The 26,718-nt window shown below is 29.1% G+C and carries 20 protein-coding genes and 1 tRNA gene; 19 read left to right on the top strand and 2 right to left on the bottom strand.

Annotated elements, in window-relative coordinates; genetic code table 11:
- The first annotated feature begins 269 nt into the window (after nt 1–269).
- From uxuA to DIC82_03510, 11 genes are all read left to right on the top strand, one after another.
- Entirely contained in the window at nt 270–1,313 is a 1,044-nt protein-coding gene (gene uxuA, locus DIC82_03560; protein ID AWK50206.1) for a mannonate dehydratase, read from the top strand.
- 24 nt (nt 1,314–1,337) lie between these two features.
- Nucleotides 1,338–2,189, top strand: coding sequence for a D-mannonate oxidoreductase (locus DIC82_03555; GenBank protein AWK50205.1), 852 nt, complete (start codon nt 1,338–1,340; stop codon nt 2,187–2,189).
- Between the two features lie 776 nt (nt 2,190–2,965).
- Nucleotides 2,966–4,315, top strand: coding sequence for a gluconate permease (locus DIC82_03550; protein AWK50204.1), 1,350 nt, complete (start codon nt 2,966–2,968; stop codon nt 4,313–4,315).
- Nucleotides 4,316–4,571: 256 nt separating this feature from the next.
- Nucleotides 4,572–5,981 carry a PTS trehalose transporter subunit IIBC gene (locus tag DIC82_03545; protein AWK50203.1) on the top strand — a complete coding sequence of 470 codons (1,410 nt, stop codon included), beginning with the start codon at nt 4,572–4,574 and terminating at the stop codon, nt 5,979–5,981.
- Between the two features lie 82 nt (nt 5,982–6,063).
- A complete protein-coding gene (gene treC / locus DIC82_03540) occupies nt 6,064–7,722 on the top strand; it encodes an alpha,alpha-phosphotrehalase (GenBank protein AWK50202.1) in 1,659 nt (552 codons plus the stop codon).
- A 77-nt stretch (nt 7,723–7,799) separates the two neighbouring features.
- Nucleotides 7,800–8,300: a PTS glucose transporter subunit IIA gene (locus DIC82_03535; protein ID AWK50201.1), complete on the top strand. Its 501-nt coding sequence runs from the start codon at nt 7,800–7,802 to the stop codon at nt 8,298–8,300.
- A 267-nt stretch (nt 8,301–8,567) separates the two neighbouring features.
- On the top strand, nt 8,568–9,281 hold the full coding sequence (gene treR, locus DIC82_03530; GenBank protein ID AWK50200.1) for a trehalose operon repressor: 714 nt from the start codon (nt 8,568–8,570) through the stop codon (nt 9,279–9,281).
- Between the two features lie 117 nt (nt 9,282–9,398).
- Entirely contained in the window at nt 9,399–9,872 is a 474-nt protein-coding gene (locus DIC82_03525; GenBank protein ID AWK50199.1) for a hypothetical protein, read from the top strand.
- Nucleotides 9,873–10,116: 244 nt separating this feature from the next.
- Nucleotides 10,117–11,394 (top strand): hemolysin, encoded by a 1,278-nt coding sequence (locus DIC82_03520; protein AWK50198.1) that lies wholly within the window; start codon nt 10,117–10,119, stop codon nt 11,392–11,394.
- A 261-nt stretch (nt 11,395–11,655) separates the two neighbouring features.
- Complete coding sequence (locus tag DIC82_03515) at nt 11,656–12,099, top strand: tRNA-specific adenosine deaminase (GenBank protein AWK50197.1); 444 nt, start codon at nt 11,656–11,658, stop codon at nt 12,097–12,099.
- A gap of 110 nt (nt 12,100–12,209) precedes the next feature.
- Nucleotides 12,210–12,301: transfer RNA gene (locus tag DIC82_03510), tRNA-Ser, on the top strand.
- 164 nt (nt 12,302–12,465) lie between these two features.
- Here the strand turns inward: DIC82_03510 and DIC82_03505 are convergent.
- On the bottom strand, nt 12,466–13,335 hold the full coding sequence (locus DIC82_03505) for a hypothetical protein (protein ID AWK50196.1): 870 nt from the start codon (nt 13,333–13,335) through the stop codon (nt 12,466–12,468).
- Between the two features lie 201 nt (nt 13,336–13,536).
- Here DIC82_03505 and DIC82_03500 point away from each other — a divergent pair, with 201 nt between their 5' ends.
- A complete protein-coding gene (locus tag DIC82_03500) occupies nt 13,537–15,138 on the top strand; it encodes a glycoside hydrolase 43 family protein (protein ID AWK50195.1) in 1,602 nt (533 codons plus the stop codon).
- A gap of 59 nt (nt 15,139–15,197) precedes the next feature.
- Here the strand turns inward: DIC82_03500 and DIC82_03495 are convergent, their stop codons facing one another.
- Nucleotides 15,198–15,968, bottom strand: coding sequence for an AraC family transcriptional regulator (locus DIC82_03495; protein AWK50194.1), 771 nt, complete (start codon nt 15,966–15,968; stop codon nt 15,198–15,200).
- A gap of 148 nt (nt 15,969–16,116) precedes the next feature.
- On the opposite strand from DIC82_03495, the gene DIC82_03490 reads away from it, so the two are divergent.
- From DIC82_03490 to DIC82_03460, 7 genes are all read left to right on the top strand, one after another.
- Nucleotides 16,117–17,097: an alpha-N-arabinofuranosidase gene (locus DIC82_03490; GenBank protein ID AWK50193.1), complete on the top strand. Its 981-nt coding sequence runs from the start codon at nt 16,117–16,119 to the stop codon at nt 17,095–17,097.
- 558 nt (nt 17,098–17,655) lie between these two features.
- A complete protein-coding gene (locus DIC82_03485; GenBank protein ID AWK50192.1) occupies nt 17,656–19,167 on the top strand; it encodes a D-xylose ABC transporter ATP-binding protein in 1,512 nt (503 codons plus the stop codon).
- Nucleotides 19,151–20,167 carry an ABC transporter permease gene (locus DIC82_03480; GenBank protein AWK50191.1) on the top strand — a complete coding sequence of 339 codons (1,017 nt, stop codon included), beginning with the start codon at nt 19,151–19,153 and terminating at the stop codon, nt 20,165–20,167. The genes DIC82_03485 and DIC82_03480 overlap by 17 nt, the downstream gene beginning before the upstream one ends.
- A 130-nt stretch (nt 20,168–20,297) precedes the next feature.
- Nucleotides 20,298–21,323 carry a sugar ABC transporter substrate-binding protein gene (locus tag DIC82_03475; protein AWK50190.1) on the top strand — a complete coding sequence of 342 codons (1,026 nt, stop codon included), beginning with the start codon at nt 20,298–20,300 and terminating at the stop codon, nt 21,321–21,323.
- A gap of 414 nt (nt 21,324–21,737) precedes the next feature.
- Nucleotides 21,738–23,486: a methyl-accepting chemotaxis protein gene (locus DIC82_03470; GenBank protein AWK50189.1), complete on the top strand. Its 1,749-nt coding sequence runs from the start codon at nt 21,738–21,740 to the stop codon at nt 23,484–23,486.
- A 102-nt stretch (nt 23,487–23,588) separates the two neighbouring features.
- The gene (locus DIC82_03465; protein ID AWK50188.1) at nt 23,589–24,854 is read left to right on the top strand and encodes an ABC transporter substrate-binding protein; all 1,266 of its coding nucleotides are present in this window, start codon (nt 23,589–23,591) and stop codon (nt 24,852–24,854) included.
- 16 nt (nt 24,855–24,870) lie between these two features.
- Nucleotides 24,871–26,625 carry a sensor histidine kinase gene (locus DIC82_03460; protein AWK50187.1) on the top strand — a complete coding sequence of 585 codons (1,755 nt, stop codon included), beginning with the start codon at nt 24,871–24,873 and terminating at the stop codon, nt 26,623–26,625.
- Nucleotides 26,626–26,718: the final 93 nt, after the last annotated feature.

Raw genomic sequence — 26,718 nt, 5'->3', positions numbered from 1 at the left:
GATTTTAATTATCAATAAGGTTTGATTGTATTTAAGAAAATTTTTATAAGTATACAATATAGCAAGATTTATTATTTTTCAAGCAATAAAAGCAATAAATATTGATTAAAAACTATATATAATTTATATATAGAAACAACAATTAGTTAAAATAAAAAAGTAAAGGCGTATAATGGATATTTTCTTATGAGTAATATAAAAATATACTAAAATTACTGAAAATGAAAAACAAAAATAATCTAAAAAATTTTTAATAAGAGGTGGTTATTATGAAATTATCATTTAGATGGTATGGAGAAAGTGATCCTGTAACATTAAAGTATATAGGACAAATTCCTAATATGAGAAGCGTTGTTTCAGCAGTTTACGATGTACCAGTTGGAGAAGTATGGAGTCGTGAAAGCATAGCAAAGTTAAAAGCAGATGTTGAAGCATCAGGTCTTGTTTTTGATATAGTTGAAAGTGTACCTGTTCATGAAGATATAAAATTAGGAAAAGCTACTAGAGACCAATACATAGAAAACTATAGTGAAAATATTAGAAGATTAGGAGAAGCAGGAGTAAAGTGCATTTGCTATAACTTCATGCCTGTATTTGACTGGACTAGAACTCAACTAGATAAAGAATTAGAAGATGGTTCAACAGCTCTTGTTTATTATACAGATCAACTTGAAAAGATGGATCCATTAACTGGAGAATTATCGCTTCCAGGCTGGGATTCTAGCTATAAAAAAGAGGACTTAAAAGCCTTATTTGATGATTATTCAAAAGTTGATAAAGAAACCCTTTGGGGAAATATACAATATTTCTTAGAAAAAATAATCCCTGTAGCAGAGGGTGCTGGAATTGATATGGCAATACATCCAGATGATCCTCCATACGATATATTTGGTCTTCCTAGAATAATAACTTGTGAAGAAAATATAGATCGTTTTTTAAAATTAGTTGATAGTCCTAACAACGGTTTAACTTTATGTACTGGATCATTAGGATGTACAAAATCAAATGATATTTATGCAATGATTGAAAAATATAGTGCTCAAGGAAGAATACATTTTATGCACGTAAGAAATGTAAAACTTCTAGATAATGGAAGCTTTGAAGAATCGGCTCATTTCTCAGCATGTGGTTCACTTGATATTGTTAAGATTATGAATATTTTGCACAAGAATAACTTTGAAGGTTATTTAAGACCAGATCATGGAAGGATGATTTGGGGCGAAACAGGTAGACCTGGATACGGATTATATGACCGTGCATTAGGAGCAAGTTATATTAATGGTATATGGGAAACACTTGAAAAATTAAAATAAAGTTAAAAGGAGGAGGGAATTATTATGAAAGTACCATTTCAAATAGATTTAAATGATAAGGTAGTTGTTATTACAGGAGCAGGCGGAGTACTTTGCAGTATGTTTGCTAATGCAATTGCTGAGTGTGGAGCTAAGGTAGCTCTTTTAGATAGAAATATTGAAAGTGCACAAAATTATGCAAATGAAATAACAAAGTCTGGTAAGATGGCAAAAGCTTATCAAGTTGATGTACTTGATAAAGAAAGCTTAGAAGCAGCACGTACACAAGTTATTGCTGACTTTGGAACTTGCGATATTTTAATCAATGGTGCAGGTGGAAATAATCCTAGAGCAACAACAACTAATGAATATTATTTTGATGGAGATGTAGATAAAACTGACATTACTACATTCTTTAATTTAGATCCTAAAGGTGTTGAATTTGTATTTAACTTAAACTTCCTTGGAACATTAATACCAACACAAGTATTTGCTAAGGATTTATTAAATAAAGAAGATGCAAGTATCCTAAACATTTCTTCAATGAATGCTTTCACTCCACTTACAAAAATTCCTGCTTATTCAGGAGCTAAAGCAGCAATAAGTAACTTTACAGAATGGCTTGCAGTTCATTTTGCTAAGTCAGGTATCCGTGTAAATGCTATTGCACCAGGATTCTTTGTAACTAAACAAAATAAAGATTTATTATTTAATGAAGATGGTACTCCTAAAGAGAGAACTAATAAAATTTTAAATAGTACTCCAATGGGACGTTATGGTGAAAGTGAAGAACTTATAGGAGCATTATTATTCTTACTTTCAAAACCAGCAGCTAGCTTTGTTACAGGGGTTGTACTTCCTGTAGACGGCGGATTCCACGCATATTCTGGGGTATAAATAGAATATTAAACTTATTTTAAATATGTTATTTATAGGGTTTCACAGTTTATAAACTAAATATTCCTGAAGGATATTATCAATAATTTCTTTCAGGAATATTTTAAATCTTATTATGGTATGAAACTATATAAGATATTCTTGTATTGAAATATTTGTAGAAAATTAATCTTAAGTTATTGCTCATTTCGACGACTATCCGTATATGTTCAATTTTAATGTTGTTTTATACAGATGTTATGTGAATAGATACAGTTGTAGTTGAGATAATATTTTTATTGGCTCATATATAGGATGCTATTATAGATTTAGTTGATATTTTAGATTTAAAATTAGATGATGTAACCAGTTATGCTTGATATATTAGTATTTTTTGTGAATTAGTGGTATATAGCTCTTATAATATAGCAATATTTATTATTTTTAGAGCAAGAAAAGTCAAAAAAAAGTCAAAAAAATATATATAATTAATTTGAAAAGACAAATAATCAGGATTTTCTACATCGTGTAAACCTATACTTATATTCATGTTATTTTATTGTAACGTACTACTGGGTTGATTAAATCCACTACAAAAATGGTATAAAGCTAGATAAATCTATTAAAAAATTAGTTATTTATCCAGAGTAATTTTAGTATAACTCAAACCTAGAAGATGGATATTTATACTAAAAATATGAGATTAATTTGACAATATGGGAGGAGGCAAGATGTAAACTCTTACAAAAAATAAAAATTAAAAAATAGTCTTAATACATAAGGAGGAAATTAATATTATGGGATCATTTTTAGGAGCATCACCTATAATATGGGTGGCATTTGGTATAATTTTATTATTAGTTTTAAACATGAAATTTAAGTTGAATAGTATTTTAGCTTTACTTATTTCAGCTATTGTAGTTGGACTTTTAGAGGGAATGGAACTTGTTAAAGTAGTTAATACCATTAAATCTGGATTTGGAAGCACGTTAGGAAGTTTAGCTCTTATCGTAGCGTTTGGTGCTGTACTTGGAAAGTTCATGGTAGACTCTGGAGCATCACAACGAATTGCTAAAACTATCTTAGCTAAAGTTGGAGTGAAATATATCCAATGGGGTATTTTATTAGTAGGTATTATTTTTGGTTTATCAATGTTCTATGAAGTTGCTTTTATGATATTAGCTCCACTTATTATGAGTATAGCTAAAGAAGCAAAGATATCTTTCATGAAATTAGAAATTACCATGGTAGCAGCAGCTACAAGTGCACATAGTTTATTCCCACCACAACCTGGTCCTGTGGCACTTGTATCAGCATATGGTGCTGACATTGGTATGGTATATATTATAGGTATTATTGTTATTATTCCAACTATTATATGTTCTGGTCTTATATATCCTAAATTAATAGGTAAAAGTATAAAGGATATACCTATGCCAGTATTAGCAGGAGGAGATACACAAGAGATTAATGAAAAGGATATGCCTAGTTTTGGAATAAGTTTATTAGTTCCACTTATTCCAGCTATAATTATGATTGCTGCAACTATATTTAAACCTATGGTAGGTGCAGAAACTGCGACTTATGCTCTTCTTAGTTTCTTTGGTAGTGCTGAAATTAGTATGTTAGTTGCTGTAATTGTAGGTATATTTGTATTTGGTTTAAACTTAAATAAGAATATGAATCAAATGATGGATGCATTTGCTGATGCAATTAAAAATGTTGCTACAGTTATTTTAATCATTGGTGCTGGTGGAGCATTTAAGCAAGTAATCTTAGATTCTGGTGTAGGGGCTTATATAGCTACTTTAATGCAAGGTTCTTCTTTCTCACCACTTATAATGGCTTGGCTTATAACTATTATTTTAAGACTTGCTACAGGAGCAGGTACAGTATCAGCTATTACAGCAGCAGGTATTGTTGGACCATTAATTCCAGTTTTCAATGTAAACCCTGCATTAATGGTGTTAGCTACTGCTTCAGGAAGTAATACATTAACACACGTTAATGATGCATCATTCTGGTTATTTAAAGAAACATTTGGTCTTTCTTTAAAAGATACTTTCAAGACATGGGGTGGATTAGAACTAATAAATTCTGTAGTTGGATTAATTATAGTATTAATTTTAAGTTTGTTTATTCACTAATTATCATATATATAATCGAAAATTAAATTTTAATATATTATTAAAGGAGTATATCAATACTTTAAGTAATGGGATAATCCGCGAAATAGAATTATACTTAATTTAGAAAGCTAGAGAAATTTCTCTGGTACATTTAAATAAAGGTATAATTCTATTTTTTATATAATAAAATATAACATTGACAAACATATACGTATAGGTTAATATAAAAATGCAAGAAAACGTATACGTATAAGTTTAGGGGGGAGAGGGAAAAATGGGAAAATATAAAAATGAAACAAAAGAGTTATTGGAGTATATAGGAGGTAAGGAAAACATAGGAGCTGTATCACATTGTGCTACAAGAATGAGGTTTGTACTAAATGATACATCAATTGCAGATGAAGAAAAAATAAAAAAGATAAAATCTGTAAAAGGTACATTTACCCAAGCAGGCCAATTTCAAGTTATAATTGGAAACGATGTATCTGAATTTTATAATGAGTTTACTGAACTTGCTGGCATTGATGGAGTAAGTAAAGAAAATGTTAAAAAAGCGGCTAAATCAAATATGAACATGCTTCAAAGAGCTATGGCAAATATAGCAGAAATATTTGCACCATTAATACCAGCAATCATAGTTGGAGGTCTAATTTTAGGTTTTAGAAATATTATTGGCGATATAAAAATGTTTGAAAATGGGACAAAGAGTTTAGTTGAAATATCACAATTTTGGGCTGGGACGCATGCCTTTCTATGGTTAATTGGTGAAGCTGTATTTCACTTCTTACCTGTAGGAATCACATGGGCAGTAACTAAGAAAATGGGAACTACACAAATTCTTGGAATAGTTTTAGGTATTACGCTAGTATCACCACAACTTTTAAATGCTTATGCTGTTGCAGGAGCAGATAAGATTCCATTTTGGGATTTTGGATTTGCTAAAGTTAATATGATAGGTTATCAAGCGCAAGTTATACCAGCAATTTTAGCAGGATTCGTTTTAGTTTATCTTGAAAAAGGTATGAGAAAAATATCACCTCCTTCAATATCAATGATTATAGTGCCATTTTTCGCATTAGTACCAGCGGTATTAATAGCACATACAATACTTGGACCTATAGGTTGGGTTATTGGATCAGCAGTTTCGGCAGTCGTATATGGAGGATTAACATCATCATTTGGAAGTATATTTGCTGCTATATTTGGATTCTTATATGCACCATTAGTTATTACAGGATTACATCATATGACCAATGCAATAGATCTTCAATTAATGGCTGAATTAGGTGGAACACCATTATGGCCAATGATTGCATTATCTAATATTGCTCAAGGCTCAGCTGTTCTAGCTATGATTTACTTACAAAGAAAAAATGAAGAAGAAAAACAAATAGCTATACCAGCTTGTATATCAGCTTATTTAGGTGTAACAGAACCAGCTATGTTCGGAATAAATATAAAATATAGATTTCCATTCCTTTGTGGAATGATAGGATCTGCAATAGCAGCAATAACATCTGTTGCAAGTGGCGTAATGGCAAATTCTATCGGTGTTGGTGGACTTCCAGGAATATTATCAATACAACCACAATATATGATAAAGTTTTCACTTGCAATGTTAATAGCAATAGTAATACCATTTATTTTAACTGTAATTGTAGGAAAGAAAAAATTGGATTTATAAAATTTATAAATTAAAAAATTTAAAAGATAGGAATGGGGCATTCTAGCCTCGTTCCTTAAAAAATATAAGGAGGAAAAGCAGTATGAAGGACTTTAAAAAAAGTACTGTTTATCAGGTATATCCTAAATCATTTAAAGATTCAAATGGAGATGGAATTGGTGATTTAAACGGAGTAATGGAAAAACTAGATTATTTAAAAGAGCTAGGAATAGATTATATATGGTTGACCCCTTTTTATATTTCTCCACAAATTGATAATGGATATGATGTAGCCGATTATTATACTATAGATTCTAGCTTTGGAACTATTGAAGATTTTGATAAACTTGTAAAGGAAGCAGAAGCAAGGCAAATTTATATAATGCTTGATATGGTTTTTAATCATACTTCAACTCAACACAATTGGTTTAAAAATGCCTTGAAAGGAGACTTGAAGTATAAAAATTTTTATATTTTCAAGAAAGAAATTAATGGTAAAGAACCAACAAATTGGATATCAAAATTTGGAGGATCTGCGTGGGAATATGTAGATAAACTTGATGAATATTATTTACATCTATTTGATAAGACTCAAGGGGATCTTAATTGGGAGAATATTGAGGTAAGAAATGAAATTTATAAAGTAGTAAATTATTGGATTGAAAAGGGAGTAAAAGGATTTAGATTTGATGTTATAAACCTAATATCAAAACCAAAAGAATTTATTGATGACAATATGGGAAATGGGAAAAGGTTTTATACTGATGGGCCTAAAGTTCATGAATATTTAAAAGAATTAAATGAAAAAACTTTTGGAAAATATAATGATATAGTGACTGTAGGGGAGATGTCTTCAACCACAATTGATAATTGCATCAAGTACTCAAATCCAAAAGAAAAAGAATTATCCATGGTATTTAACTTTCATCATTTAAAAGTTGATTATGATAAGGGTAATAAGTGGACTCTCATGGATTTTGATTTTAAAATGTTAAAATCATTATTTAAAGAGTGGCAATATGGAATGGAAAAAGAGAATGGATGGAATGCATTATTTTGGTGTAATCATGATCAACCAAGAATAGTATCTAGATTTGGAGATTGTGGTAAATATCATAAAGAAAGTGCTAAAATGCTTGCTACATGTATACATATGATGAGAGGGACACCTTACATTTACCAAGGGGAAGAAATTGGTATGCCTAATCCAGATTTTAAATCTATAGAAGAATATAGAGATGTTGAATCTAAAAATTATTATCAAATATTAAAAGAGCAAGGTATAGATGAAGAAAAAATTCTAGAAATCTTAAAATCAAAATCAAGAGATAATTCAAGAACACCGGTTCAATGGAATAGCGATGATAATTGTGGATTTACTCATGGAATTCCATGGATACCTGTAGGAAGTTCTTACAAATATATAAATGTTGAAGAGTCATTAAAAGATAATGATTCGGTATTTTATCATTATAAAAGGCTTATAAAGCTTAGAAAAGAACATGATGTAATTTCAAATGGTAATTTTAATATGATATTAGAAGATGATGATAAGGTATTTGCATACACTAGGGAATATGAAAATACTATACTTATAGTATTAAATAATTTCTATGGTGAGAGCCAAGAGATACAATTGACAGAAGGATTTTTACATAAGAATAATGAAATATTAATTTCAAATTATAAAGATAGTGCAAAATTAAGTAAGGTAATTAATTTAAGACCTTATGAATCTATAGCTTATTTAATGGAGAAATAATAATAAAACACATTATAATTATAGTATGTTTATATTAAAGAAAGGATGTGGAGTGTCCTGTTTATCAGGATATAATTATGTTTGAATTTCTGAAAAATAAAAAAAATAGAAATCAAAATATTAACTTTAAATTATTAGCACCTATTTCTGGTAAGTCTATACCTTTATCGGAAGTTCCAGATCCTGTTTTTGCACAAAAGATGGCTGGAGATGGATTAGCAATTAATCCTATTAGTGATACTATTGTTGCACCAGCTGATGGAGAATTAACTTTAATACTTAGTACAAGGCATGCGTTTGCAATGACATTAGAAAATGGCATAGAACTTTTGGTTCACATTGGACTTGATACTGTTTCATTAAATGGAGAAGGATTTGAAAAATTAATAGAACAAGGAACTAAAGTTAAAGCGGGCACGCCTATAATTAAAATTAATCCAGATTTTATTAAAGAGAAAGGATTCTCATTAATAAGTCTTGTTTTAATAACAAATCCAGAGATATTAACATCAGTAAAAGCTGTGGAAAATGTAGATGCTATAGTTGGAGAAACTACCATATTAGAATATACTATTTAATTTCAAGTAAGAGTATATATATAAACCCTTTAAGTAATGTGATGATATCAATTTCTTAAACTTAAATAAAGTAAAGGCTGTATATCTTTGTGAACTGTACCTCTTTAAGTAGACATAGCTTAAAAGCTAGTGGATTATTTTTACTTGGTTCAGTTCATGTAGTATATGGTCTTTATTTGCTTAACACCATACAGAACTGTTACAACAAATTAATTTAACTAGTACAACATGGTAGAATAGTATGTTAAAATATTTATGGTGATGAAAGTGATTAGTAAATATTTTAATATATATAATGAAATTGCAAATAAAATAGAAAATGGAATCTATAAGATTAACGATACAATTGAATCAGAAAGCGATTTGATGAAAGAATATGGGGTTTCTAGAGATACTGTAAGAAAATCATTAACACGTCTTGAACAAAACGGATACATACAAAAGAAAAAGGGGAAGAGAGCTTTGGTATTAGATATAAATAAGTTTGATTTTCCAGTATCAGGTGTTGTAAGTTTTAAAGAAATAGCAGGTAAGTTGGGACCTAATTCACAAACTAATGTGGAAGAATTAGAATGCATAAAACCAAGGGAATCAATAGCTGAAAAATTAGAGTTAAAAGATGGAGAGAATGTTTGGAGAATAGTTAGAACTAGAAGTATAGCGGGCGAAAAAATAATTTTAGACAAGGATTATCTATCTCAGAAGCATGTTGAAAATATTACGAAAGAAATATGTGAAGAGTCAATATATAAATATATAGAAGATGGATTAGGGTTAAAGATAGCTTATGCTAAAAAGGAAATTACAGTGCAAGCGGCAACTGAAGAAGATAGAAAATATTTAGATATGAAGAGTTTTGATATGGTAGTAGTAGTGAGGAGTTACACTTATTTAGATGATACAAGTTTATTTCAGTATACAGAATCTAGGCATAGACCAGATAAATTTATATTTGTAGATTTTGCAAGAAGACATAAATAATGTTTTGAAAACCGAATATCTTTTAGCGAGTGAAGATGAATAATAATACTTGATATTATTATTAAATACGTTAGAATATTTAATATAAAGACAAATGGTAAAGAGAGGGGTAATAATATGGAGGTTGTTCTAGAACAATTTATTCCATCAGATAAACCTAAGAGAGTTAGTAATATGTTAAAAAACATAGCAATTAGTTTTGGGGTAGTTGCAATACTGACTGTTTTTGGGTCAATGATAATTGGAATAACACTTGGAATAGTATGCGTAGGACTATATTTACTTAGCTATCTTACGTATATTGATTATGAATATGAATTATATAATGGAGATATAACGATAACTAAAGTTTATAAGGCAAGCCGAAGAAAGATTGCTCAAAAAATTGATAAAGATGCAGTTAGACGAGTATATCTTACAGCAAGAAAAGATGCACTCAAGCAAGGTGTTACAACATATTATAATACTAATTTAGAAGGGCTAAATATATATACTTTTGAATTAAATAATAATAAAGTATTACAATTGGCATTAAATGAAGAATTAGAGAAAATAGTGAAAATAATTTATGTTCATAAGATAACATATTAGCATAAATCATAATAAAAAGAAAACTATATAAATTTTCAACTTAGAAGTAAACGGATACCTATAGACTGAACATATGAAAAAATGTTTAACCTATAGGTATTTTATGTATAGCAGAAATATTTTAATTTAATAATATTAGCACTAAATCAAAGTTAAAATAGTGGGATTATATTACTTTTTTTTAGAGTGTGATATAATAGAGTAGAATATATAAATATTTAAATTATTAGGAGAGTGATTATTTTTGGACCCCAATTATACGTGGCAGATAATTAGTTTAGTTATACTAATTTTATTATCTAGTTTTTTTTCAATGTCAGAAACTGCGCTGATGTCTTTAAGTAGAATAAGATTAAGGCATATGGTAGAAGCAGAAGTTCCGGGCGCTGAATTAGTTGAAAAGCTTACAAGAAATCCAAACAGACTTTTAGGAACAATTTTGATTGGGAATAATGTGGTGAATATTGGAGCTGCTGCAATGGCTACAGTACTTGCAACAAATATTTTCGGTGATGGTGGAGTTGGAATAGCAACTGGAATTATAACTGTTTTAGTGCTTATTTTCGGAGAAATAACTCCCAAATCTATTGCAAAGCAGAAATCAGAAGCTGTTGCTTTAAGAGTTGCAAAACCCATAGAGTTTATAGTAATAATATTTAAACCATTAGTTTATATATTTACTGCTATTTCTTCATTGGTCATTAGAATTTTAGGTGGAGATCCGAATGAAGCAAAGTCTTTTATAACACATGAAGAATTAAAGACTATGGTTGGAGTAAGTGAAGAAGAAGGTGTTCTGGAAAATGATGAAAAAGAAATGATATTTAATGTATTTGAATTTGTTGATCTTCAAGTTAAAGATGTAATGGTTCAAAGAGTTGATATTGTTTCAGTTGATAAAGAAGCAAGTTATGATGAGGTCATTGATGTTATTAAGAATGAACAATTTTCGAGAATTCCAATTTACAATCAGACAATAGATAATATTATCGGAGTTTTGAATATTAAAGATCTTGCTACGATTGAAAATTTAAGAGAAGATTTTAATATTTCTAAATATATAAGAGAGCCATTTTATACATTTGAATTTAAAAAAATTATAGAATTATTTAAAGAAATGAAAAAAACAAGAAATCATATTGCAATTGTATTAGATGAATATGGTGGAACTGTAGGATTGATTACAATTGAAGACTTAGTAGAAGAAATAGTTGGAGAAATTGAAGATGAATATGATGAAGAAAAAAATCCGGTTGAATTTATTAAAGAAAATGAATATGTAGTTGAAGGTAGTTTGAGACTTCATGATATTAGTGATTTAATAGGTATTAATATAGATTCAGAAGAATTTGATTCTGTTGGTGGACTTATGATTGAAGATCTTGGGAGAATTCCAGAAGAACAAGAAGAAGTTATAGTCAACAATATAAAATTTATTGCTGAGGAAATAGAAAAGAACAGAATAAAAAAGGTTAGGATGATTATTAATATTGAAGAAAATCAAGCTGCTAACGATATGTGAAAGATAAAGAAGTTGTCTAAGAATGACTAGATAAAATGAAAATAGAAGAGATGTTGCTCTACTAAACTAGGAACATCCCTTCTATTTCTTTAATGATTTCTTGCAAAGTTTGACGTGTTATTTTCTCTCATAAAGTCTAAGTCAGTAAATGAAATGAGTAAAAACATATAAATTATAATTATAATATATGTTAAGGAATCAGGAAAAGTAACAAATTCAATATGTTTAAATAAGAAAATTGATAATAGGAGCATTATAATAATGGTTGATTTTATGGAATTTGCAAAAGAAGAAGCTATTTTAGCAATGAGTAAAGGAGAAATTCCAGTAGGTGCAGTGATTGTAAAAAATGGCGTTATTATTGGGAAAGCTCATAATTTAAAAGAAACCTTAAATGATAGCACAGCTCATGCAGAAATCTTAGCGATTAAAGAGGCTTCAAAACATATTGGAAATTGGAGATTAAATGGAGCCGAAATGTATGTAACATTAGAACCTTGTTCCATGTGTGCGAGTGCAATTGTGCAAAGCAGACTATCTAAAGTTTATATAGGAACTTTTAATACGGATATGGGCGCTTGTGGTTCGGTAATAAATCTTTTAGATAATAGGGGACTAAATTCATTTGTAGATATTAAATGGATTTACGATGAGGAATGCTCAGCGTTATTAACAAGATTTTTTGACAATAGAAGGAAAAATTAATTATTAACTGAATTTGGAAGAGATAAATACATTTGATCTTTGACATTGATGTTAAACATATTGACGTTATCTAGCTAAATTGCTATAATCAAGTACGTTGTAGTAAATGTGGAGAGATGTCCGAGTGGCCGAAGGAGCACGCCTGGAAAGCGTGTATAGGGTGAAAGCTCTGTCAGGGGTTCAAATCCCCTTCTCTCCGCCAAACACTCAAACAAAGATATATCAACGCTTTAAGAGAAAATTTAAACATGATTTTTTTATAACACGTTTGTAAATTTAAATATTTGCAGACGTGTTTTTGTTTTATAAAAAAACGTGTTTGGATTAAATTTAAGGTGGTGAGATTATCATAACACCATGTTGTATTTATAGTCTGTAATGTTGCCTATAGTTAGAAGGTGATACTTCTGTGTATTTTTTAAACATTCTGTAGAAATAGGATATGTTTTCGAAGCCGCAAGAATGAGCAACTTCTTCTATACTTGATTGAGTTTCTATAAGCATAGCTTTTGCTTTTTCTATTCTTTTCTCATGTATAAAGGAAAAGACGGTATACCCTATAATTTCTTTAAAGGCAGCGCATAAGAAGTTTTTACTCAATCCAACTTCCTCAGCCAATTCTCCGAGGGAATAATTTATTTCAGGTGCACTGTCTATGCTTTTTGCACATTTCATTACTTTTTTATAATAGGATCTTGTGCTAAAGGAATCAATATTGGAAGTTTTGAGGAACTTAGTCTTTAATTCGGATAAAAGTTGCAGTAAAGCAATTTTATTCTCTAAAATACTGCCATCTCTTACAAACCTCGTAAAAATTTCTCTAAACATAGACTTATAGATATTAAAGTTGCCTACATTAATATGTGAAGGTATAGGTAGAGTTTCCTTACGCACCTTACTTTCACAAGTCAAATCATCGCCTAAAGCTTTCCTCCCTTCCTGATATTGAAGAATGTTTTCCTGACTAAAATATGGGTCAAATATTATTAGTATATACCCGTAGGGCATTGTTCCAGTAATTTTTGTATCTGGTGGATAATAAAATAAGTCTCCCTGTTTTAATTTATAGATAGTATCGTTAACTTTCATGGTACCATAACCATCAGTAATCAATTCTAATTCATGATATCTAGTAATTCTCGATTTATACTCTTTACCAGGAACTTGAGTGGTTATTGATTCGTCATATAGACAATAGACCAGGTATGGATTTAATTCTACTTCAACCATGTTCATAAGTCTTTAACACCTCTTCTTAAGTTTATATATTAATATACTTAAATATTAATATCATACATTATTTTTTGATATTGCCTATATAAATATAGATAATTACAGTAATATTGTACACTAACTAATAACATATGACATTGTTTTCAAATAAATTTTGAAATAATATGATATTAATAAAAAATTCTTAACTCAAGGAGGAGAAGTATGTTAAAAGTTAAAAATCCAATCTTAAAAGGCTTTAATCCAGATCCCTCTATATGCAAGGCTGGGGATAACTACTATATTGCAACCTCTACTTTTGAATGGTTTCCAGGTGTTCAGATTCATCATTCCAAGGATTTAGTACATTGGGAGCTTGTTGCACATCCTTTGACCAGAGTATCCCAGCTAAATATGTTAGGAGTTCCTGATTCAGGTGGAATTTGGGCTCCATGCCTTTCTTATGATAACGGTATATTTTACTTAATATATACAATAGTACGTAACAGCGGCCACATTAAAGATACTCATAATTATTTGGTAACTTCCAGTGATGTTTGTGGTGAGTGGTCAGAGCCTGTTTATCTTAATTCCAGTGGCTTTGATCCATCTTTATTCCACGATGATGACGGTAGAAAATGGTTTATAAATATGAAATGGGATAATCGTATAGGAAAGAATAGTTTTGCAGGCCATCTTCTACAGGAATACGATGAAAAAAATAAATGCCTTGTTGGACCTGTACTAAATATTTTTAAAGGGACGGATTTAGGCTGTTCTGAGGGTCCTCATATATACAAACGTAATGGTTACTATTACCTGATGGTTGCTGAAGGTGGTACTAGCTATAGCCATGCAGTAACTCTTGCTCGTTCAACAAACATTACAGGTCCCTATGAGGTTCATCCACAAAATCCAATTCTCACGTCTATAGGCAGTGATATGCATAAAGTTCTCCAAAAGGCAGGACATGCAAGCATCGTGGAAGGTCCAAATAATGAATGGTTTATGGTTCATCTTTGTGGAAGGCCTCTTCCCGAAACAAATCGCTGCATTCTTGGAAGAGAAACGGCTATACAAAAGGTAGAATGGCGTGAAGATGATTGGCTGGATTTATCTTCTAGCACAGATAATTTGCCTTCTTGGGAAATAGAAGTTTACAGTGAAGGTGACTCAAATAGTGAAGAAGATATCTTAATTTCACAATATGATGATTTTAACAATACCTCTTTAGATATAAACTTCCAGTCCTTAAGAGTTCCGGCAGAAACCTTCATGTCACTTACTGAAAGGCCAGGCTTCTTGAGGTTATATGGAAAAGAATCGATGTTTTCGAAATTTACGCAAAGCATGATTGCAAGACGTCAGCAGAACTTTGTTTATTGTGCTGAAACTTGTCTTGAATTTAAACCAGAAACAACACAACAGCTTGCAGGATTAATTTGTTATTATAATACAGAAAACTATTATTATTTGAGGGTAAGCAATGATGAAGAATTAGGAGGCAAATGTATAGGCATTCTGGCTAGCATAAATAATGATTTATCTGAATCCATGGCTCAAGATGATAACATTTTGATAGCTGATTCAGAACGTGTATATCTAAAAGTAGAAGTTGATTTTGGTTCACTTAGGTTTTTCTTTGCAACTAATAAGGACGAGTGGAGGCCTATAGGCAAAGTTTATGACGCTAGTATATTGTCAGATGATGCAATCAAAGGTTCATGGGCTTTCACAGGTGCTTTTGTGGGAATTGCGTGTCAAGATTTATCTGGTATGAATAAGCATGCAGATTTTGATTATTTTTCATATGTTGAGGAAGCCTAAATCAAAGATTTAGTGCTTCTGACTCTAGTAAATGTGTGTTATTGTTTAAAAATGAAATTTTAAGAATTCCTATAGTCCTTCGGAGTTTTATTAGTGAATTTCAAAAAATTTCTATTAAATGAACGTATACTTGAATATCCACATTTATAAGTTATATCTGTAATTGAATGTTCTGTATTTTTTAATAAATATGAAGCATAGTTAATTCTATGTTGATTAATAAAATCTACAAATGAGATTCCGAGTACTCTATTTAAATACTTAGAAAGATAATTATAGTTATAACAAAATTCATTAGCAATACTTTTTAATGATATATCCTTAGTGAAATTTTCTTGAACATAGTTGAGAACTTTATGTAATAATTCATAATCATTTTTTACACTTACATTTAAATTTGTATGTTCCATAAGTTCAGAACATAATAGATACAGGCATGATTTCATCTGAAGTATATTTATATTATCTTTGAAAATTTTGTCTAGAATTATAGACTGAGCATTATATGATAAATTAAATACAGGATTTTCTAGAAACTTACCATAAATCATATTTTCAAATGTTTTTATATATTCTGGTGAAAATATGCAAATGCTTGCATCGGAGTATTCTTTAGTTGAAAGAGAGTGGACTTCATAAGGTAAGATTAATATACAATCATTCTTTTGGAGATTAAAACTCCTACTGTTAATAGAAATTTCAATGCTACCATCTATAATGTATATAAATTCAAAACTACGATGCAGATGAATAGGATAATTAAGACTAGTGGGATGATAGTGAGAAAAAAGAGTATTTTCACCAAAGTGGTATGACTCATATTTTAACATATAATACCTCCAAAAGAACAAATTTTGTCTACAATTATATAAATAGTTTCTTGTTAAGTCAACTATAAATTGTGTATGATTAAATCAATAAGTGAATATATAGGAATATGAATTTTAATAATAACTTAAATAGATAGGAGAGAATGATATGAAAAACATTGCAAAACCAAACGAACCTTTAGTAACTAATATTTATACTGCAGATCCTTCTGCTCACGTATTCGAAGGTAAAATTTATGTTTACCCTTCTCATGATCTTGATCAAGTTCAGGTTTCAAACGATAATGGTGACCAATATAACATGGAGGATTATCACATTTTATCTCTTGATGATATGAATTCACCTTGTGTTGATAATGGTGAAGCACTTCACTTAAGAGATATCCCATGGGCAAGTAAGCAATTATGGGCTCCAGATGCTGCTTATAAAAATAATAAGTACTATTTATTTTTTCCAGCAAGAGATAAAGATGATATCTTTAGACTTGGAGTAGCTACTAGTTCAAATCCTGCTGGACCATTCAAAGCTCAAGAAAATTATATCCCTGGCAGCTATAGCATTGATCCAGCTGTATTAGTGGATGATGATAATAGATCATATGTTTATTTTGGTGGTCTTTGGGGAGGACAATTAGAAAAATGGCAAACTGGTACTTTTATTCCTGATGCTGAAGGTCCAGCGCTAACTGAACCTGCTATAGGACCAAGAGTAGCTGAATTAAATGATGATATGCTTACTTTTAAGGAGAATCCTGAAGAAATATTAATTGTTGATGAGGATGGAAATCCTATACTTGCTGGTGATGAAGATAGAAGATATTTTGAAGGTCCATGGGTTCATAAGTACAATGAATATTATTATCTTTCATATTCTACTGGTAGTACTCATTATATTGTATATGCTATGAGTAAAAATCCAAAAGGTCCTTATACTTTTAAAGGTAAAATACTTAATCCAGTAATAGGTTGGACTACTCATCATTCAATTGTTCAATTCCAAGACAAATGGTACCTATTCTATCATGATAGTTCTTTATCAGGTGGAGCTGACAACAAACGTTGCGTGAAATACACTGAACTAAAATACAATGATGATGGCACTATTCAAACAGTGGAATTACCTAAATAATTTAAGTCATAATTAAAAAAATATATTCTAAAGGGCAGAGATAAAACCAAAGGATCTCTGCCTTTTATTTTATCTATAATTAATTTATATATTTGTCATGCAAATTTTAATTAAAGAAAAGATGAACAAATTTATTAGAAATTATTAATTTTGCTTAACAGTTTCTTATAATTCACATAATAGTAGAAACTGAATGGATCATTAAGTTTCTTAATATTTTTCATAAATAAGGACTTTTAAAATTTAGTTTGAAAAGTAAAGATTTCAAATGTAAACGTAAAGATATTACATATGATTAGTTAATACATTATTGTAAAATAAGTTCATGAAAACGATTAGTAAAAGCTGAGGTGGTTAGAAGTAGGGCAATGTATTTTAAAAAATGAGAAATACATATTAAAATTATAGTTCAATATCTTGACATATAAACACTTTTTAAAGTTTGTTTAGGAAGTAAAGATTTTAAATGTAGAGGTAAGGATATTACATATAATTAGTTAGTAAATTTGTAAAGCAATTCATAAAAAACAATTAGTGGAAAGTTGAGGTGGTTAGAAATTGAGTAATGTATTTTTAGAAATGAAAAATATACACAAAAGATTTCCTGGAGTTTATGCACTTAAAGGAGTACAACTGGAAATTAAAAAAGGTGAAGTACATGCTTTGTTGGGAGAAAATGGTGCTGGGAAATCAACTTTAATGAAAATACTTGGAGGAGTTCATACACAGGATGAAGGTCAAATATTTGTTGAAGGAATTGATTGTGGAGTTATTGATCCAACTAAAGCTGCAAAATTAGGGATTGGATTTGTTCATCAAGAACTAAATCTAGCAGAGACGTTGACAGTTTCGGAAAACGTTTATATGGGAAGGCTTCCATATAAAAATAAATCATTAGGTATTGTTGATTATAAGAAATTATATGAAGATACAGATTCTATAATCAAAAAATTAGGAATCGATATAAAATCTACTGACTTAGTTATGCAACTGCCAACTGCAAAAAAACAAATGGTAGAAATAGCAAAAGCAATAAGTCTAAATGCAAAGATTATTATTTTTGATGAACCAACTACGTCGTTATCTCAGAATGATGTTGAAAACCTTTTTAAAGTTATAAAAACGTTAAAAAAAGAAGACGTATCAGTAGTATATATATCACATAGATTAAAAGAAGTTTTTGATATTTGTGATAGAGCTACCGTTTTAAGAGATGGTACTTATATAGAAAGTTGTGATCTAGAAGGAATAAGTCAAGAAAAGCTTATAAATATGATGGTAGGACGAGATTTAACTGAATTATTTCCTAAAGAAATTTTTGAACCTAAGGAATATGTTTTAGAAGTTGAAGGTCTTAGCGATTATGAGGGTAGAGTCAAAAATGTTAGTTTAAAAGCAAGAAAAGGTGAAATTTTAGGTATAGCTGGTTTAGTTGGTTCAGGAAGAACGGAACTTATGAGACTTATTTTTGGCGCTGATAAAATTAACAAGGGTAAGACAATTATAAATGGAAAAGAAGTAAAGATTAACTCACCTATAGATGCAATTAATAATGGAATTTGTCTTCTAACAGAGGATAGAAAAAACCAGGGTCTGTCACTAGTGTTGAGTGTTCTTGATAATATAACACTAACTAGCTTAAAGGATTTTGTTTTAAATCATAAAAAGTTAAGAGAAACTGGAGAAAAGTTCAAAGATGCACTTGAGATTAAAACAGCAAATCTTGATGTTATGGCAGGAACATTATCTGGAGGAAATCAACAAAAGCTAATACTAGCTAAATGGTTAAATACAGATTCAGATATATTTATTTTTGACGAACCAACTAAAGGAATAGATGTTGGTACTAAAGCTGAAATATATCATATAATGAATGATTTAGTTAGAAAAGGCAAAGTTGTTATTATGGTTTCTTCTGAACTACCAGAATTATTAGGTATGTCCGATAGAATATATGTTATGTGTGAAGGAAGATTAACAGGAGAGCTTAGCAGAGAAGAAGCAACACAAGAAGAAATCATGAAATTAGCTACACTTGGAGGGATTGATAAAGATGAATGCAAAAATTGATAATAAAATCACACAAGATAAGAATGCAGAAACAAAAGTAGAAAGGTTTGATATAAAAAGTTTATTTTTAAAATACTCAATTTACCTAGTGCTTGTAGTACTTATTTTAACATTTTCAATAGCAAGTCCTGACTTTTTAGGAGTAGCAAATGCTTCGAATTTCTTTAGGCAAATTCCTACTGTAGGAATTATGACTGTTGCCATTACTATGGTAATAATAACTGGAGGGGTTGACCTTTCAATGGGGGCAATAGCTGCATTTTCAGGATGTACAGTAGCTTATTTAGCCGTACAGGGTGTAAGTGCACCAATTTGTTTACTTGCTGGATTGTTGGTAGGTGGACTTTGGGGAGTATTCAACGGAGTGTTAATTACAAAATTTAAATTAGAATCTTTTATACTTACGATGGGTACAAGCTATCTAATAAGAGGGTTAATACTATTTTTCACAAATGGAATTTATATTAAAGGAGTTCCAGATTGGTTTTACAATATTTCTAATATAGAAGTTGGTATATCAATAATACATACTAACACTGTAGTATTTATCTTAATAGTTATAATTATGGCTTATTTAATGAAAAACACAAGATTCGGTAGATATTGTTATGTAGTCGGATCAAACAAAGAAGCAGGAAGATTATCAGGAATAAATGTAAACAAGCATGTTATAAAAGTTTATGCCATTGAAGGTGTTTTAGCTGCAATAGCTGGTGTCCTATTAATGTCAAGTATAAATGTTGGTGCTCCAAGTGAAGTAAGTGGTCCAGACTTATTTGCAATGGCTGGTGCTATTATGGGTGGAGTCCAATTTGGTGGAGGAGTAGGAACTATCGGAGGAGCTATGGTTGGAATATTTACTATACAAGTGTTCCAAAGTGGATTAGCTATCTTAGGAATCAACTCATTCTTACAACAAGCTGTTACTGGAGCTGTTATTGTACTTGCTATAATTGTAGATTTCTATAGAAAAGGAAGTTTATTCAATAAAAAGGGTTAATTTAAAAGTGTTATTTAAGCTTAATTAAGTGGATTTTAGGTAGTTAATAATTTAAGAATTTACTAAATAGAGCTTTATAAAAATATAACAACACATATGAAATATTGAAATTACGAAAGGGGAAAATTTTATGAAGAAGAAAATTATTGCTTTATTATCAACAGTAGTTATTGTTGGTAGCTTAGTAGGATGTGGAACAAAGACACAAACAGAGGGAACAGCAAGTACAAGTGGAAAAAAGGTTATTTACTTTATCCCAATAGTTGATACAGGAGCTTATTGGTCTCCTATGAAGAAGGCGGCTGAAGACGAGGCTAAGGCATTAGGATATGAATTAATAGTTAAAACATCACCACCAAATGAAACACAAAAGAACGAAAAACATATAGGTTTTTTAGATGAAGCTATAAAAAATAAAGCGGCAGGAATAGCAATTGCTCCAATGGATCCAGATATGTTTGATAAGAAAGTTAAAGAAGCAAACGATAAAGGAATTCCAGTAGTAACTTTTGACGCAGATGTAAAGACAAAAGAAAATAGAACATCTTATATAGGAACAGATAATAAGCTTGCTGGAGAGCAGCTTGGAGAAAATGGTGCTAAATCTCTAAAAGAAAAAGGTATCACAAAAGGTAAAGTTGCAATGGCAGCAGTAAACCTAACTCAAACAACTATGATATATAGACAAGAAGGAATAAAAGCTGGTTTTGAAAAAGTAATGGGAGCAGATGCTAAAAACTTTGAGTGGTTAGAACCAATTCAAGATAATGATCAATCAGCAGAATCAAAGAGACAATTAGAAGGTCAAATAACTTCAAATCCAGATATGGTAGCTGTATTCTCATTAGGATCAGAAGGCCCAGATACAGGTGTAATGGAAGCTATAAAATCTCAAGGTAAAGCTGGAAGCATATATCACTTTGGTTTTGACTATACTCCAACTTGGGAAAATGGTATAAGTAATAATTTAATATCAGGTATTGTTGACCAAGATTCTTATGCAATTGGAAAAACAATAATAGATACTATAGATAAGAAAATAAAAGGTGAAAAAGTTGATGATGTTTACCCAGTATCAGTTCAATGGATAACTGGAGATAAAATTGTTGAATATGGAAAAGAGAAACAAAAGCAATTTACAACTGAAACAAAATAATAATTAAATACAAATAAAATTTAAAGGGTTAATTCAGATATTTAATATGCCGCTGGTAGATAGGAGTATTTAGAATAGTAAATGGAAACATTTATTTAGTATGTAATATAAAGAAAGTTACTTTGTTTTACATATTCAAGTCTAAGATCGTCTACTGTAGTATGTTTTTACTGAATTGGCCTTTTTGCTATTAGGCAATTAAGCATTTATATGTAATACTACGATGTGAATAATTTGAATTTTGTTTAAATAAGTATTTCCAGAGGTAAGAGTGAGCAAGTGTTTAAAGGGTAGATAAGGTCAAGTCCATAAACTTTATTGCATAATTATAATAAAACCCAATTTCTTAATGAATTTGAGAATTATAGGAAGTGCATAGTTTAGGAAGTAGATTTTTATAGGAGGTTTTAAAGTATGGGATTTTGGAGTAATTTTAAAGCAAGAAAAAGATTAACATTTTGGAATAATTTCAAGGTGGGAAAGAGACTAACATTTTCGTATGCATTATTATTTGTAATTATTGCATTAGTAGGAAGTATAGGGTTAAGAAGCTTAGAAAAAGTTAATATTGCATCAAATATTATGTATAGTACTGAATTTGCATCAATAGATATTTTACATAAAATAAATGAAAATTCACTAACAATAAATAATAGTATATTAAGTTTAAGTTATGAAAAAGATGAGTTAATGATAAAAAAATTGAATGATGATGTTTCAAATAGCTTTGAACAAGGAGATTTACTCATAGAAAAGTATTCTCAATTAAATTTAGATGATTATCAAAAAAAAGAACTTTCTAACTTCAATGAAAATTATAAAAAATATAAAGAAAAAAGTAATAATATGTTACAATTTATTAATATAAATAAATATGATACAGATTTGACAGAGTATAAAGATTTAGAGGTATCACGAAGCAAGGTAGTGGCATCATTAACTAAATTAATAGATTACAGTTCATTTAATGCTAAAGAGGAAAATAATAATAACATAAATTTATATAAAAATGCTCAGATAGAAATAGCAACTTGTATAATAATCGGACTAATTTTTACGTTAGCATTAGGTTTCTTTATGACAAGAAATATATTAATACCATTAAATAAAATAAAAGATTATGCTAACAATCTTGCACAATATAACTTTTCGGGAAAGATAGAAATTTTTGGTAGAGACGAATTTGCACAGACTGGGGTTGCCCTTAATATTGCTTTAAAAAATGTAAAAAAACTTATAAAGGCAATTTTAGATAATTCAAATGAATTATCTGCTTCATCTGAAGAGTTAGCTGCATCTGTTCAAGAAATAAGTTCTAAACTTTTTTATATAAATGAATCAACAAATGAAATAGCTATAGCAGCACAGCAATCAAATGCTTCAACTGAAGAATTTGTTTCATCGATTAAAAAAATTGATAGTAATATGAACAATTTATCTGAAATAGTGAGTCAAGAAGTTGAAAAGTCCATAGATATAAAAGCTAAGTCTAGTTATATTATGGGAAAAGGTGAAGAATCTAGACGAGCATCAAAAAAAATATATGAAGAAAAGAATGGAAAAATTAAAGAAGCTATAGAAAGGGGAAAAGTAGTTAAGGAAATACAGAACTTGACAGAATCTATAGTTAAGATTGCGTCACAAACAAATCTTTTGGCATTAAATGCAAGTATAGAAGCTGCCAGAGCAGGACAAGCTGGAAAAGGTTTTTCTGTTGTTGCAGATGAAGTTGGAAAGCTAGCGGAAGAATCTATATCTACTGTAAATGGTATTCATAAAATTGTAGAGGAAATAAAAAATGTATTTGATTATCTGTCAGAAAATTCAAAAGGTATTTTACAGTACATAGAAAAGGATGTAAATGGGGATTATGAATTTATGATAGAATCTAGTAAAAGTTATGAAAATGATGCTAAATTTATTAATACAATGTCTGAGAAAATTGCTATTATGGTTGAAGAAATAAATGTGAATGTGAATAAAGTAAGCGATACAACGAAAAACTTTGTAGTTAATATAGAGCAATCTCAAAATAATTCTGGAAATATATTAAGTAGTATAAATGAAGTGACTTGTGAAGTAGAACAGATTGCCATTAATGCAGAAAATCAGAGTGAATTAGCTTTAAACTTGAATGAAATAATTAACAAGTTTAATATTTAGTTAAGGAATATCAATGATTTAATTTAAAAGATAATAAGTATATTGAATACTTGATTAACTCTTTAAATAATTAAGTACTAGTATTTTCTAGGAGGGATGATTATGAGAAGAATATTTACAATTTTTATAATGTTAATACTATTAATTAATTTAAATAGTTGCTCTTCAAATTCTAAAAATAATATAGGTAATAAAGAAAAGATAACATTAACAATGTGGCATATATGGTCACAAACATCAAAAGAGGCTAATGGAAAAATTGTTGAAGAAACAGTAGCGGAATGGAACAAGAATAATCCTAATGTCCAAATTAAGATTGAAACTGTAGAAAATGAAAGATATAAAACGAAAATAAAGACTGCTTTCGCTACAAATGAGTTACCGGATATATTTTATTCTTGGGGAGGTGGTTTTAGTAAGCCATTTATAGAATCTGGGAAGGTATTAAGCCTTAATGAATATCTTGATGATGGTACAAAAAATAAAATTAATGATGGAATGCTCAATAATGTAACTTATAAAGATAATATATATGGATTACCAGTTGATTTATCAGTTGGAACATTTTATTGTAATACAAAACTTTTCAATGAAGCTAATATTAAAATACCAGATAACTATGATGAATTTTTAGATGCTGTTAAGGCTTTTAAAAATAAAGGTATAACACCTTTATTGGTAGGGGAAAAAGACACTTGGACTGGAATGTTTTATTACGATATATTAGCATTGAGAGAGGGTGGACTAGGAGGACCTAATGATGCTCATACAGGTACAAATAAAAGAAACACAATATTAAAAGCTGCTTATAAATTAAAGGAATTAATAGATCTGAAAGCCTTCAATGAGTCGAATTTAGAACTTACAAGAGACGAATCTGAGATTCTATTCAAACAAGGAGAAATACCTATGTATTATACAGGAAATTGGTTTATAGGAGAATTAAAAGATACGGAATCTCATGTAAATGATAACATTATTATTAAGGAATTTCCAATAATAAATGGAGCTCATGGAAATAAAAAAGAATTCGTGGGTGGAGCAGTAGACTATTTGATGATAAGTAATAATTCAAAATATAAAAAAGAGGCTGTTGATGCAGCAAAATTCATATCTGAAACTTTATCAAACAAGTATTTTGAATTTGGTTCAGGATTACCAGCTTGGAAGTATAATGGTGATGAAAGTAGCATAAATAATCTTTCCGAGAAATTAGAAAGTATAGCAGGTGATGCATCATATAGTTTATATCAGGATATTTACTTAGGTGAAGAAAAAGGAAGTATATACAAAAAATTGGGACATCAATTATTTAAAGGGGAAATAAGCCCAGAAGACTTTGCAAAACAAATGGAGAATATAGAATAATGAGGATATGATTGATATGTATAATAAATTTAGACTAAGCAATTGGAAAAGTAAATACTTAAATTCAAAAATAAGCATAAAAATTATTATATATTTCTCAATAATTTTCATACTTTCAACAGTTATACTTAGTTTTACATATAATAGAATTAATTCTAGATATAGTTTAGAAAAGATGAAACAAAGTTCATTTGAGGTTTTGGAGAGTGCAGAAGTTAACACTAGTATGATAATTGATAATGTAAATGATACATCAAAGATGATTATATCAAGCGATAACGTTCAGAATACATTGAAAAAGAATTATAATGAAAAATCTGAATATGATGACATTAGTAATTACCTAATACAATTCACGAACTTTAATTCTAATATATCATCTATATATATATTAGATAATAATGGAAATGAGTATTATTCTGAGAATGTTTTCTATAAGAATTTTGAACTTGAAAAAATTAAAAACTGTGAATGGTATGACGAGTTGCTAAATAATAAAGGCGGCTATATTTTAAAGTTAAATGGTGGAGGATTTTTTGAAGGCAATGGAAATAACTATGTATCCCTTATAAGAGTAATAAACGATATAAATACTGGTCAGAAGATTGGTATGCTAATTATAAATATAGATGAAAATGCATTTTATAATTTAAGTTTAAAGTTAAGTAACAAATATGAGACCAAGTTAATTATAAAAAATGAAATGGGTGAATTAATAACAAAACCAGATGTTAGTATTGAAATATTAAATAGAATAGAGAGGTATAACTACTCGGATTCTAAAGTAGGATTTTTAGAGGAAAGAGTGGATAAAAAAGATTATTTCATATCAAGTCTTGAAACTCCAAATTATAAATGGAAATTAATAACTGTAATGCAATATAATGAAATACTTGAACAAACAAAGTATAATAAATATTTCTTTATATATTTTAGTGTTATAAATTTCATATTAATTGTTATTGGGTCAATAATAATATCTAAATTCATTACAAGACCTCTAAAAAAGCTTTGTGAGTCAATGAAAGGTATTGAAAGTGGTGAATTTAATATTGTTGATATAAAAACTTATAATGATGAAGTGGGAGATCTGAAAAAAGGCTATAATATTATGATTTCTCAAATTAATTTGCTTTTAGATAAAATAAGACAAGATGAAAAATTAAAAAGACAAACAGAATTAAATTTATTAATGTCACAAATAAAACCTCATTTTTTATATAATACTTTTGATACTATTAATTCTTTAGCTTTATTAGGAAAAAATAAAACAATATATGAAATGATAAAAGCCTTAGGAAAGTTTTATAGGACGAGTTTAAATAACGGAAAAGATATAATAACTGTAGAAGAAGAAATAAAAACTGTAAAAAGTTATTTGATAATTCAGAATATAAGATATCAAGATATGTTTGAGGTTGAGTATGATTTAGATTCTAAGTGTAATAATTTTAAAATAATAAAGCTAGTATTACAGCCATTAGTTGAAAATTCCATTTATAGTATTAGAGATAAAAAAGAAAAAGGGAAAATAAGAATTTCTACACATATCGAAAAAGAAAAAGTTGTATTAACATTAGAGGATAATGGATCCGGTATGGATGATTTACAAATAAAAAATATAATTGAGAATAAAACAACAGGAATTGGAGTAAGAACTACAAAAGAACGATTAAGAATATTTTATGGTGAAGAATATGAGTTTATTGTTAAAAGTAAAAAAAATATTGGTACTAAAATAATAATTAAAATGCCTAGATTTAAGAATTAGATAAAAAACGATATATATATGAGAAATAAATGTAGTGAAAATATATAATTTTCACTTAAAATAACACAATAATTTTTTTGATTTATGGAATGT

Source organism: Clostridium beijerinckii (assembly GCA_003129525.1).
Classification (GTDB): domain Bacteria; phylum Bacillota; class Clostridia; order Clostridiales; family Clostridiaceae; genus Clostridium; species Clostridium beijerinckii_D.
This window is presented reverse-complemented; position numbering and strand designations above follow the sequence as displayed.